The organism is [Bacillus] caldolyticus (assembly GCF_003595605.1).
Lineage (GTDB): Bacteria > Bacillota > Bacilli > Bacillales > Anoxybacillaceae > Geobacillus > Geobacillus thermoleovorans.
Genome location: NZ_CP025074.1, coordinates 960,307 through 972,136, shown reverse-complemented (window position 1 = coordinate 972,136; position 11,830 = coordinate 960,307). Strand labels below are relative to the sequence as shown.

The following is an 11,830-nucleotide window of genomic DNA, read 5'->3' as shown; positions in this document are numbered from 1 at the left end:
ATATTAATTCCTGAAAATGGTTCGCTAACTAGTGATTGACAACGCCCGTAGTGAACCGAAAAAATGTTCTCCACAAAGTCTTGACTGACTCCTTTCGGCCAAGTCCGAAGCAGGCTTGGCCGTTTTATGGTACAATAGCTGGCAGCGACTACATTTTAGGCAAGAGGTGTAAAAACATGAAGGAGAAAATTATGGCTGCCAGCATTGAGCTGTTTGAACAAAATGGGTTCAGCGAAACATCGATCCAAGACATCGTTGACGCCCTCGGGGTGACAAAAGGGACGTTTTATTACTATTTTACAAGCAAAGAAGAACTGTTGATGGATATTCACCTTCGCTACATTGAAAGGCTGCTTGACGAAGAGGAGCGCATTATAAGCGATAAACGGCGCCCGTTGCGGGAGAAGCTGTATGACATTATCTTCATGCTCATTCATAATGTCGAGCGGCAAGGAAGGGAAGCTCGCATTTTTTTTCGTGAAATGAAGCATTTGAGTGAGGAGCATTTACAAAAAGTAAAAGAAAAGCGCGATTTGTTCCGCTATCGGCTGCAGTCGTTGATTGAGGAAGGAATGAAAAGCGGTGAACTGCGCTGCGATTTGTCACCATCGATCGCCACGCTTACCGTTCTTGGGGCGGCCAATTGGAGCTACCAATGGTTTCGTCCGGACGGAGAGCTGACCGATGCCGAGGTGGCGAAGCAAATGGTGGAGATCCTGCTTGATGGCATGAGCGCGCCGTCTGTCTCGAAAGCCGAGTGAAAAGAGAGACAAACAAGTTTGATCCGAGGTGTGTCGATGGATGCTGTTCGTGCGGCGGCAATGGCGCGCTTGAATTGTTGACCAAGGGGGAGAGGGAGATGACAGCGATTATTCCAGTGCGCAAGGGGGAAGAACTGCCGGCAGGGAAGCTGGCCAAGTTTTTGCGCACGGTGCTGCCGGACATGCCGGACGGGGAGCTTGAGATTCAGCAGTTTTCTGCCGGCCGGTCGAATTTGACCTATTTGCTTCGCTGTGGGGAGTGGGAGGCGGTGCTGCGCCGGCCGCCGTTTGGCCCGGTGCCGCCGAAAGCGCACGACATGAAGCGGGAGAGCACGTGGCTTGCGGAAATTCATCCGCTCTTCCCGCTAGCGCCGAAGCCGTTTTATTTTTGTGAAGATGAGTCTGTGATTGGCAGCCCGTTTTTCGTCATGGAACGGCGCCATGGTGTTGTGATTGACAGTGATTTTCCAGATGACATTCATCCGACGGAAGACGTCTGCCGCGGCATTTCCGAGACGATGGTCGAAACGCTTGTACAAATTCATCAAATTGACTATACGAAAACACGGCTCGTGCAGATGGTGAAGCCGGAAGGATTTATGGAGCGGCAAGTGCACGGCTGGATCCAACGTTACGAACGGGCGAAAACGGATGATATCCCGGAGGCCGAAGCGCTTATGAAATGGCTGGCGTCCCATATTCCGCCGCAGCGAGAGGCGACGGTCATCCATTACGACTTTAAGCTGAACAACGCTTTGTTTGCCAAAGACGATGTGACGAAAATGGTCGGCTTGTTCGATTGGGAAATGTCGACCGTTGGCGATCCGCTGGCCGATTTGGCGGTGGCCATGAGTTATTGGATTGAGGAAGACGATCCTCCACTCATTAAAAGTGGGTTTGGCCGCGCGCCGGTCACCGTCCGTCCCGGTTTTTATACGCGCGAACAGTTTATTGAGGCATATGCCAAAAAAAGCGGCCGTGATGTGTCCGATATACACGTTTATTTAACGTTTGCCTACTTTAAATTAGCGGTCATTTGCCAGCAAATTTATTACCGCTACCGCCGCGGACAGACGAACGATGAGCGGTTTCGCCATTTTGGCCAGTTTGTCGAAGCGCTCATTGAGCATGCATGGCAGCTGGCGACAGGACGGTGAGGCGGCGTGATGACGAAAGTGCATGTCGTGCTGCGCAAAGAAGACATTGATGAGATGGCGCTTGCTGATCGAAAGGTGGCTGTCGTGTTCGATGTTTTGCTTGCCACCTCGTCGATTACAGCAGTTCTCTCTGCCGGCGCTCGTTCGGTGATCCCGGTGCGCGATGCCGAGGAGGCCAAGGAGATCGCGCTTCGCTTGCCAGAGGGCAGCTATGAGCTCGTCGGCGAATACGAAGGGCGGACGATCGCCGGTTTTCATCCGCCGGCGCCGCTGTTTTTGCAAACGGTTTGTCCAGGGAAAACAGTCGTGCTATCGACGACCAATGGCACGGTGGCGATTCGCAGAGCTCAGCCAGCCCGTGCGGTGTACGCGGCGAGCTTGCTGAACAGCCCGGCGGTCAGCGAGCATATTTGCCGTTTGCATCAGGAAGAGACGATCATTGTGATTTGTTCCGGCTCGTCGGGCCGTTTTTGCCTAGAAGACTTTTATGGCGCCGGCTACTTTGTGCACTGCTTGATCGAGCAAGGGATCAACGCGGCGGAGCTGTCCGACAGCGCGACGGCCGCATGGTTCTTTTACCGGCAATATTCAGATGAAGGAAAGGCGAAAGAAGTGTTGTCTGCCTCGCGCGTCGGCCGTTGGATGACGGCGTACGGCTTGGAAAAAGAAATCGACTACATCAACCGGCACGGGTCGCTTTCTGCCGTTCCAAAACTTGAGCTGGGGCCGTTCGGCCTGGAACTGCGCAATATGGCGTCGACAAAAGTAACGAAAGAGGGGATATCGCCATGAAATTTGTCCAATTCGTTGAATACGGTGGACCGGATGTCTTGCGTGTTTGCGAAGGCGAACGTCCGAAACCCACGGGGCGGCAAGTCGTGATTGAAGCTGAAGCGATCGGCGTCAACTATGCGGATACAGCCCGACGGGAAGGCCGCTATGTTGTGCCGACGCCGCTTCCGTTCATCCCTGGGACGGAAGTGGCCGGCGTTGTCCGTGAAGTTGGTCCGGAGGTGCAAACGGTCCTCCCGGGGCAACGCGTCGTCGCGTTGATCGAATCCGGCGGCTACGCTGAGTTTGTCGCCGTCGATGAACGGGCGGTCGTGCCGCTTCCGGATGGAATGGATGCCCGGCAGGCGGCGGCCTTGCCGGTGCAAGGGCTAAGCGCCTACCATATTCTCAAAACGATGGGCCGCTTGGAAGAAGGAGAGACGGTGCTCGTTCATGCCGCAGCCGGCGGCGTTGGGACGATTGCCGTCCAATTGGCGAAACGGTTCGGCGCCAAAATGGTCATCGCCACGGCAAGCACGGAGGAAAAACGAGCGCTCGCCAAACAGCTTGGCGCTGATGTCACCATTGATTATACAAAAGACAGCTGGGCGGCGGCCGTGATGGAGGCGACCGGTGGGCGCGGCGTCGATGTCGCTTTGGAAATGGCGGGCGGCGATGTCTTTCATCAGACGCTCGATTGCCTTGCTCCGTTCGGCCGCCTGGTCGTATATGGGGCGGCGAGCGGGGAAATGACGCGTCTCAATCCAGTCCGGCTGATGGCGAAAAACTGGTCAGTGATCGGCTTTTTCTTGCCGCAAATCATGAAAAAGCGGGCGTTGTACGAACAAAGTTTGCGGGAATTGCTCGCGTGGGTGCAGGAAGGAAGCCTGAAGCTGATGATCGGCGGCGTCTACCCGCTTGAGCAGGCTTCTGAAGTGCATCGGCTGCTGCAGGGGCGGAAAACGCATGGCAAGCTATTGCTTGTGCCATAAGTAAAGAAGAGGGGGCTGACCCAAAAGGCTGTCTGCCTTCAGGGTAGACACAAAATATAGTGCGGAAGAATCGATTGCGGAAATGAGAGTGAAAACAAGGAAAATTCGTAGACACAAAATATAGTGCGGAAGAATCGGTCAGTGCGTATATATAGAGACGAAAGAGGGTGTCCCGATCCTTTTGGGACACCCTTTTCTTGTATATTCCCCTAAAGCCAATGGTGAACAAAAGTCGAAAGAAAAGCAGCCTTTTTCTTATGGGGGCATGGCGGCCTAAACCGATACGATTTTTGAAAACCGTTACGGTCTGCGGCGCTTCGTTTGGATATACCGCTCGAGCCGGTCGAGCCCTTCTTTGAGCACATCGAGCGAATAAGCGTACGACAGGCGGACATGGCCTTCACCGTATTCGGAAAAGGCGCTGCCGGGAACGAGGGCGACCCCGGCGTTTTCGACGACATCGAGGGCAAAATCAAACGAAGACATGCCAAAGGCGGCGATTGACGGAAACAAGTAAAAGGCTCCATCCGGCTTCTCAACCGGCAGCCCCATGGCGGTGAGACGATGATAGGCATACTCAAGCCGTTCGGCGTAAGCGGCGCGCATCGCCTCGGCGTCGTGTTTGCCGGCGGTCAGCGCCTCCACCGCCGCTTTTTGGCTGATCGATGACGTGCACGAGACGCTGTATTGGTGCACTTTCACCATTTGTTCAACGGCGAACGCTGGAGCGAAGACAAACCCGATGCGCCAACCGGTCATGGAGTGCGATTTGCTTAAACCGTTGATGACGATCGTCTGCTCCGGCAGCCACTCGGCGATCGAGTGATGGCGTCCGTGGTAAACGAGCTCGCTGTAAATTTCATCGGAAACGATCCAAATCGGCCGTCCTTTCAAAAGGGAAGCGATGTTCTCAAGCTCTTCGGCTGACAGCGCCGTCCCGGTTGGATTTGATGGGTATGGAAGAACGAGGCAGCGCGTCTTTTCCGTCAAATAAGGCGCAATGAGCTCAGCCGACAGACGGAAACCGTTTGGCCTTGTGTCGATGTACACCGGTTTCGCCCCGCACAGGCGAATGAGCGGTTCATAGCCGGGATAGACTGGTGCGGGAAGAAGCACTTCTGTCCCTTCTTCTAAAATGGTGCGAAACGTAATATCAAGCGCCTGGCTGGCGCCGACGGTGGCGATGACTTCATCCGGCGTGTAGCGAAGGCCGTACTTGTCAGCGACGAATTGGCAAGCCGCCTGGCGCAGTTCCAGCAGGCCGGCGTTCGCTGTATACGTCGTGAAATCGGCGGCGATCGCCTCCTGAGCGGCTGCTTTGACATGATCGGGCGTTGGGAAATCAGGCTGGCCGATCGTCAAGGAAACAAGTCCCGGCCGGTCGGCGACAAGGTTGAAAAATTGGCGGATGCCTGATAACTGAATGGCTTGAACACGTGGTTGAATGAGGTGTTTCACGGTTGTCCACCTTTCTTTTTTGTTTCTATTGTACCATTGGCGAGGAAAACGAAAAAACAAAAATGAGCCCCTTTCCGTCCAGATTGTTCCCACAAACGGAAATGGGGCTCACTTGGTCATCGACGATTCACTTTCCAACTTCGTTCGCTCCTTTTACGCGCCGTATTTTTTCAACAGGTCGTTATATTGGGCGGAAAGCTTGAAAAACAACGGCTTGTTGCCGGCCGCGAGCGCTTCATCAATTTGTTCCATCAGTTTTTTTCTTTGAAACTGGAAGATCGCTTCTTTCAGCACTTGTTCGGCCATCGGCCCGTAGCTGCTTTTTTCTTCCGGCTGGTTGAACAAAACGGCGCCTTCATTCGGGTATTGTTTTTCGTACATGATTCAGTCCCTCCCATATGGGAACGAAACAGTTCCCTTTCTTATATTATCGTCGTTTTTGATGCTAATGTAAAGAAAATTTAGATAAATATTTTTTGTCAATTTTTTCTCTACATGATTTTTATACCCGTTTTTTGTTGGGACTTAACAGTTTTTCGGTTATGATAAGAGGAGAACAAGGCAAAGGTGATGGCGATGATTCGCACGTGTGTCGTGACAAAAGAATTTGAGATTTTGTATGATGTTGACTTAACGCTTGTCAACAGCCCGGACGTCTCATGGTATTGGGTTGACTTTCATGAGCCGACGGATGAGGAATCGGCGCTGCTCGCCTCCTTTTTCCGTTTTCACCCACTGGCGATTGAAGACTGTCTCGAATATGTGCAGCGGCCGAAGCTCGATTTTTATGACCGCTACTTGTTTGTTGTGCTTCATGCCATTGCCGGAATGACGCTGGAGGCTGAGGAAGTCGATTTGTTTGTCGGGCAAAATTTCATCGTTTCGTTTCATAAGTCGGCCATTCACGCGGTCGATGAGGTGTGGGAGCGATTGAAGCATGAAGAAGATGTTCAGCAGGGGCCGTTTCACGTCATGTACCGGCTGATCGACAAGCTTGTGGATGATTATTTTCCACCGCTTTACCATATTGAAGACGTGCTGAACGATTTAGAGGAGAATACGAACAATGAACCGATTCACGACATTATTGAAAAAGTGTTTGACATCCGCGGCGATTTATCGAAGCTGCGCCGAACGATCGTGCCGATGCGCGACTTGTTGTACCGCATCATCCATTCCGACCGGCTGCAGCGCATGAAAGAACGGCAACTGTACTTTCATGACATTTATGATCATTTGCTGAAGCTGTCGGAAATGATTGAGACAAACCGAGAAATTACCGCGGATATCCGCGACAGCTATTTATCGCTCAACTCGAATCGAATGAACAATATTATGATGACATTTACAGCCATTACGACCATTTTCATGCCGCTCTCCTTTATTGCCGGCATTTATGGGATGAACTTTGATTATATGCCTGAATTGCACTGGAAGTACGGATACTTTGTTGTATTGGCTGCCATGGCGGTGATCGGCATGACGATGTTCGTCTGGTTTAAGCGCAACGGCTGGTTTCAGTTGTTGAAAGGCGACTGGGCGAAGGAGGAGCGGGAGCGCCGCCAGTAGCCGTATAAAACGGGCTGTTCCCCTCATATATATAATTACATAATGACGGCAGCGTAAGCGCGAAGGAGGGGAACCGATGGCAAGAGGAATTTGGGGAGTCGACTCGGCGCAAGCCGTAACGGATCAGCTGTTTCAATGCGTGCGGACGGAGCTTGGCTATCCGAAATTTTGGGGCCGTTATTTGTCGGAAGTGCCGAACGTGTCCGAAGGGTTGACACGCGACGAGATCGCCCGCATCCGCAGCTATGGCGTGAAGGTGCTGCCGATTTATAACGCCTTCCGCGAAGCGGTCGGCTATGCGAACGGTCAGGTGGCGGCGCGCAACGCGGTGTTCCATGCGCGGCGGCTCGGCATTCCGAAAAATAAACTGCTGTTTGCCAACATCGAAGACTTTTTCGCTGTGGATGCCGCTTGGATCGCTGCTTGGGTGGAAACGCTCTATCCGACCGGATACCGGCCGGGGCTGTACGCGGACCCGACGAAAGGGGATTTCGCCGCTGCCTATTGCGAGGCGGTCAGCCGGAACAACCAAGTGGCGGTGCAGGCGGTCATTTGGAGCGCCGCACCAAGGCCGGGAACGACGAAAGAGCAGAAAGCGCCGCGCTATCAGCCGGCTGCCCCGCCTTGCAGCGCGAATGTCTGGGTGTGGCAGTACGGGCGTGATGCAGAAGTCTGCCCGGTTGACACGAATTTAGCTGACCGACGCCTATTGGACTTTTTGTATTGAACAAAGCCGTTGCAAAAAAAGGCAGCGGCTTTTTTATGCGGCTGGGAAATTGTTGGCTGTTGCGCGTCTTTTCTTTTAATTTTTTTGCTTGGATCGATTATATTAGTAATAGGAAAAAAGGAGGATGTCAGTCGGTTGGGGAAAACGGAACGATGATCGAAAGGAGAGGGAATATGGATCGATCTGTCGCCTCACTGTTGGATCGCATCCATGAACAATACGAACGATGGAGGACGGGACCGCCGCTTGACGGTGTGGAATTGGCCCGATTTTTCAATGCTGTCGGCCGGACGGCGGCGGTGATTGGCCTTAGCGACATCGCTGCTGAAGCAGAGCGGCTCATTCACCGGTTGAACGGCCAAACGGAACGGCAATGGACAGCGGAGGAGGCGCTGATGGAGATGGTTCCTCTCCTTCGCTGCTTCTATGAAGCCGGGGAAGCGGCTTCTGCCACCATTCCCTCTTCGCACCGCCAAGGGCCGAAAGCAGCGATTCTCCTCTGTGGAAATGATCCCCTGTTTTTTGCTTACGTCCGCGGCGCCCTGCAAACCGTGCCATGGCGTTTCACGACGATTCCCTCCCTTGAGCAGGCGGCCGCGTCGATGTTTCGTCTCAGCCCGGATTGCATCATCGTCAGCGTGAAGGAGGGAGAGTGGGAGAATCCGGACTTGACGGTTTTGCTTGAGCGCGCCGGACAGCGCCCCTATCTTCCTGTTGTCATTGTGAGGAGAGACGAGGGCAAAGAGGGGCGGTTGAAAGGTTATGAGCTTGGCGCGGATGATGTCATCACCACCCCAGCGGCAGATGAGCTGTTCGTTCGCGTTCGCCGGCTCATTGAAAAAAAACGAAAAATCGATGACCTTGTGCTCATTGACGAATTGACAGGTGTGTACAACCGGAAGTATTTGCCGCGGGTATACGCCCGCCTTCGGAGCGACCTCGAGCGTTACGGAGCGCCAAGCTGTTTGGCGTTGCTTGATTTGGACCATTTCAAACAAGTCAATGACCGTTTCGGCCACCTTGCAGGCGATGCGGTATTGCAAAAGCTGGCTGCCTTTTTGCGCCAACATACACGTGGAGTGGATACCGTCGTTCGCTTTGGGGGCGAAGAGTTTGTCGTTTGGCTGGCCAAAACGTCCAAAAGCGAGGCTCGTGCAGTGCTTGAGCGGCTGCAACGCCAGTTCGCCGCCGAAAAAATCGAGGCGGATGGCGCACTTCTATCATGTACGTTTTCCGCCGGCCTGGTTGAGTGCGATGAACCGGATCGGCCGCTTGACTATTGGCTGCGTCTGGCCGACAAGGCGCTGTATGCGGCGAAACGAGGCGGCGGCAATCGGATCGAAGAGGCGGCGCGTGAGAAAAGCGGTTCTTCGGATGAGGCCCCAAGCCAAGCATCAACGGATCGGCGGCGATGGGCGATTGCCATCGTAGACGACGATGAACTCGTGCGGATGATGATTGCTGATCTTGTCCGCAAGCTCGTCAATGAGCAGGGGAGGAAAGCAGACATTTACGAGTTTGGCGACGGCCTTTCGTTTCTCGAATCTCCGTTTTATCAAAGCGGGCGGCAATCTGTCGTCATTTTGGATCGGGTGATGCCAAAAATGGACGGCCTTGAGGTGCTGAACCGCCTCCGTCAAGAGCGAAAGCCATACAAGGTGATGCTGCTAACGTCGCGCCAAGATGAGCGGGATATTGCCCATGCGCTGAACCGAGGAGCGGACGAATATGTGACAAAGCCGTTCAAATGGTTTGAACTTGAGGCGCGGCTGCGCCGGCTGCTGAAGGAGCTGGATGAGTGATGGCGCTGTTGGTCGTCTTCACGGCAGCAATCGCTTTGTTTGCGGTGTTGATCGTTTTGTTCCTCTATCTCGTGGTGCGCAAATGGCGGGAAAACCGGCGCCAAGCCCGGCTGCGAGCTTATAAGGAACGGCATCGGCTTTGGTTGCTTCGGTATCTGCTCGGCGAGGAGGAACAGATGCTTTTGCCGGCTTCCCCTCTTGAGCGTGAAGCGATGATGGAGCTTCTTGACCATTTTGCTTCACTCTTGAACGGAGAGCAAGTGCAGGAGCGAATTCGAACATTGGCGGAGATGCATTTCCAAGGATGGCTGCATCGAAGGCTGTCAAGCCGTCATTGGAGCGAGCGGATGAACGCGCTGTTTTTGATCGAGGATTTGCAGGTGAAGGCGATGCTGCCGGAGATGGAGCGGCTGTATCGCTCCAACCGGGTGACGAAAGGTGAGGCGGCGAAACTATTGGCCATTTTCGCCCAATTTGATTACAGCCCAGTGATTGCATATGTGCTCGAACCGAAATATAAGTTAACGGAGTTTTCCTATCGGGTCATTTTTGGCCATATGAGCGAGCGGCTTCTTCGACAGGTGGAACAGCGATTTGATGAACTGACGCGGGCGGGGAAGTGCGCGTTCGTGGATATGATCGGCATCCGCCGGCGCGAGGAGCGGTCGTTTTTGCTGGAGCTGTTGGCATCCGATGAGTCGGAACTTCGCGTTCGCGCGCTCAAGGCGATGGCGGAAATCGGCATGCCGCTTGAAGCGGAGAGGCTCAAGCAGCATTTGTGCTCCTCCCATTGGCAAGAGCGGCTGATGGCTGCCCGCCTGGCGGGAAAATGCCGCGAAGAGCGGCTTCTTCCGTTGCTGTATGAGCGGCTTAGCGACCGTTCATTTGTTGTTCGTTCCGAAGCCGCCGCGGCCATCGCGCGTCTGCCGGGAGGCCGAACGGCGTTGCGCGCCGCGGCGCGCACAGCATCGGATCGTTATGCTCGTGATATGGCGAGGCAGTGGCTTGGAGGAGGAGAATGATAGTGGAAGCGTGGCGTTCGTTTCTTTGGGTCGCAGGACATATTGTACTGATTTACATGGTCATCGTTCTTCTTTTTTATGCCTTTTTGCTTGTTGTCTCGTTCATCCATTTGCGCCGCATTCATCGTCTTGATGACTGGGAGCCGTATGAAGAGCTGCTCGATGCGAGCTATGCCAAACCGGTGTCCATTCTTGTTCCCGCTTATAATGAGGAAGCGGGCATCGTCGGCTCGGTGCGGTCGCTGCTGGCTATTGAATATCCTGAGTACGAGGTCATTGTCATTAACGATGGATCGACTGACAAAACGCTTGAACGGCTGATTGAGCATTTTCATTTGCAGCTGGTCTATCGCGTCATTCGCCGCCAGCTGGACGCAAAGGAAATTAAGGCGGTTTATCAGTCCCTTGATTATCCTCATTTGTTTGTGCTGGATAAAGAAAACGGTGGGAAAGCGGATGCGTTGAACGCGGGAATCAACGCTTCTCGCTATCCATACATTTGCTCGATTGACGGCGATTCGGTTTTGGAGCGGCGCGCGTTTTTGAAAGTGATGAAACCAATGCTTGAGTCCGACGGGGAGATCATCGCTTCTGGAGGAAGCGTCCGCATCGCCAATGGCTGCCGGATTGAACGCGGGGAGATCGTCCAGGTTGGGTTGTCGCGGCGGCCGCTCGTCATTATGCAAACGATTGAATATTTGCGTGCGTTTTTGCTCGGCCGTCTCGGCTTAAGCCGCCACAACTTGCTGCTGATTGTGTCTGGGGCGTTCGGCGTCTTTTCCAAGCCTTGGGTGATTGAAGCAGGGGGATATGCTGATACAGTTGGCGAAGATATGGAGCTCGTCGTGCGTCTGCATCGACTGGCGCGGGAAAAAAACGAGGCGAAAAAAATCATCTACATCCCCGACCCGGTTTGCTGGACGGAAGCACCGGAAACGTATGGCGATTTGCGGAGGCAGCGGCGGCGCTGGCATCGCGGGCTTTTGGAAAGCTTATGGATGCATCGATCGATGCTGTTCAATCCAAAATATGGCTCAATCGGCCTTCTTTCGCTGCCGTATTTTTGGTTCATTGAGCTTCTTGGTCCGATCGTTGAATTGATGGGCTATATTGTCGTTGTTTTCTCCTTATTTCTCGGAAACTTGTACGTCGAATTCGCTCTTTTGTTGCTGACGGTTTCGGTTTTGTACGGTTCGCTGTTATCAGCAGTAGCCGTCTTGCTTGAAGAGTGGACTGAGCGGAAGTTCCCGAGCATCTCTGATTTGGTGAAGCTGTTTTTCTTCGCGTTGACCGAGACGTTTTGGTACCGTCCGCTTACCGCTTGGTGGCGGTGCGAAGGGGTGATCGATGCCATTCGTCGAAAAAAACAATGGGGAAGCATAAAGAGGAAAGGGGTCTCAGCGTAGCCGACAGAACAGCGGCTGGCTTATTTGTTTTAGAAGGCCGGTGATTGAACAGGAAAGGCGGCCCAATCATGTTTCTCCTCAAATGGAGAAGCCTTACGGATATTGTTCTCCTCTTCATTCGAGAATCATCAATTTAGGGAAAATGGTTGCTTTTCACCGGCCTCT

General features: G+C 53.5%; 11 protein-coding genes. 9 read left to right on the top strand and 2 right to left on the bottom strand.

The window, feature by feature from the left end:
• Positions 1-176: 176 nt before the first annotated feature.
• The 4 genes from CWI35_RS05075 (at position 177) to CWI35_RS05060 (ending at position 3,681) form a co-directional block, all read left to right on the top strand.
• Complete coding sequence (locus CWI35_RS05075) at positions 177-761, top strand: TetR/AcrR family transcriptional regulator (RefSeq protein WP_119877536.1); 585 nt, start codon at positions 177-179, stop codon at positions 759-761.
• 98 nt (positions 762-859) lie between these two features.
• Positions 860-1,918 (top strand): phosphotransferase family protein, encoded by a 1,059-nt coding sequence (locus CWI35_RS05070; protein WP_119877535.1) that lies wholly within the window; start codon positions 860-862, stop codon positions 1,916-1,918.
• Positions 1,919-1,927: 9 nt separating this feature from the next.
• Complete coding sequence (locus tag CWI35_RS05065) at positions 1,928-2,710, top strand: 2-phosphosulfolactate phosphatase (RefSeq protein ID WP_014195328.1); 783 nt, start codon at positions 1,928-1,930, stop codon at positions 2,708-2,710.
• Positions 2,707-3,681 carry a quinone oxidoreductase family protein gene (locus tag CWI35_RS05060; RefSeq protein ID WP_060788046.1) on the top strand — a complete coding sequence of 325 codons (975 nt, stop codon included), beginning with the start codon at positions 2,707-2,709 and terminating at the stop codon, positions 3,679-3,681. Before CWI35_RS05065 ends, CWI35_RS05060 begins: the two co-directional genes overlap by 4 nt.
• A gap of 300 nt (positions 3,682-3,981) precedes the next feature.
• Here CWI35_RS05060 and CWI35_RS05055 read toward each other — a convergent pair whose 3' ends face one another.
• Positions 3,982-5,139: an aminotransferase A gene (locus CWI35_RS05055; protein ID WP_011230535.1), complete on the bottom strand. Its 1,158-nt coding sequence runs from the start codon at positions 5,137-5,139 to the stop codon at positions 3,982-3,984.
• A 153-nt stretch (positions 5,140-5,292) separates the two neighbouring features.
• Positions 5,293-5,520 carry an IDEAL domain-containing protein gene (locus CWI35_RS05050; RefSeq protein WP_011230536.1) on the bottom strand — a complete coding sequence of 76 codons (228 nt, stop codon included), beginning with the start codon at positions 5,518-5,520 and terminating at the stop codon, positions 5,293-5,295.
• Between the two features lie 195 nt (positions 5,521-5,715).
• Between CWI35_RS05050 and corA the strand changes: the two genes are divergently transcribed.
• The 5 genes from corA (at position 5,716) to CWI35_RS05025 (ending at position 11,665) form a co-directional block, all read left to right on the top strand.
• Positions 5,716-6,708: a magnesium/cobalt transporter CorA gene (gene corA, locus CWI35_RS05045; protein ID WP_011230537.1), complete on the top strand. Its 993-nt coding sequence runs from the start codon at positions 5,716-5,718 to the stop codon at positions 6,706-6,708.
• A 76-nt stretch (positions 6,709-6,784) separates the two neighbouring features.
• The gene (locus tag CWI35_RS05040) at positions 6,785-7,435 is read left to right on the top strand and encodes a glycoside hydrolase domain-containing protein (RefSeq protein ID WP_011230538.1); all 651 of its coding nucleotides are present in this window, start codon (positions 6,785-6,787) and stop codon (positions 7,433-7,435) included.
• A gap of 173 nt (positions 7,436-7,608) precedes the next feature.
• Positions 7,609-9,237 carry a diguanylate cyclase gene (locus CWI35_RS05035; RefSeq protein WP_031212924.1) on the top strand — a complete coding sequence of 543 codons (1,629 nt, stop codon included), beginning with the start codon at positions 7,609-7,611 and terminating at the stop codon, positions 9,235-9,237.
• Positions 9,234-10,259 carry a HEAT repeat domain-containing protein gene (locus CWI35_RS05030; protein WP_430980857.1) on the top strand — a complete coding sequence of 342 codons (1,026 nt, stop codon included), beginning with the start codon at positions 9,234-9,236 and terminating at the stop codon, positions 10,257-10,259. The genes CWI35_RS05035 and CWI35_RS05030 overlap by 4 nt, the downstream gene beginning before the upstream one ends.
• The gene (locus CWI35_RS05025; protein WP_033025011.1) at positions 10,256-11,665 is read left to right on the top strand and encodes a glycosyltransferase family 2 protein; all 1,410 of its coding nucleotides are present in this window, start codon (positions 10,256-10,258) and stop codon (positions 11,663-11,665) included. The genes CWI35_RS05030 and CWI35_RS05025 overlap by 4 nt, the downstream gene beginning before the upstream one ends.
• Positions 11,666-11,830 lie beyond the last annotated feature (165 nt).

Excerpts from the sequence above, each read along its gene's own strand:
- CWI35_RS05075 (WP_119877536.1), top strand. The coding sequence starts at position 177 with ATGAAGGAGAAAATTATGGCTGCCAGCATTGAGCTGTTTGAACAAAAT.
- CWI35_RS05070 (WP_119877535.1), top strand. The coding sequence starts at position 860 with ATGACAGCGATTATTCCAGTGCGCAAGGGGGAAGAACTGCCGGCAGGG.
- CWI35_RS05065 (WP_014195328.1), top strand. The coding sequence starts at position 1,928 with ATGACGAAAGTGCATGTCGTGCTGCGCAAAGAAGACATTGATGAGATG.
- CWI35_RS05060 (WP_060788046.1), top strand. The coding sequence starts at position 2,707 with ATGAAATTTGTCCAATTCGTTGAATACGGTGGACCGGATGTCTTGCGT.
- CWI35_RS05050 (WP_011230536.1), bottom strand. The coding sequence starts at position 5,520 with ATGTACGAAAAACAATACCCGAATGAAGGCGCCGTTTTGTTCAACCAG.
- corA (WP_011230537.1), top strand. The coding sequence starts at position 5,716 with ATGATTCGCACGTGTGTCGTGACAAAAGAATTTGAGATTTTGTATGAT.
- CWI35_RS05040 (WP_011230538.1), top strand. The coding sequence starts at position 6,785 with ATGGCAAGAGGAATTTGGGGAGTCGACTCGGCGCAAGCCGTAACGGAT.
- CWI35_RS05035 (WP_031212924.1), top strand. The coding sequence starts at position 7,609 with ATGGATCGATCTGTCGCCTCACTGTTGGATCGCATCCATGAACAATAC.
- CWI35_RS05025 (WP_033025011.1), top strand. The coding sequence starts at position 10,256 with ATGATAGTGGAAGCGTGGCGTTCGTTTCTTTGGGTCGCAGGACATATT.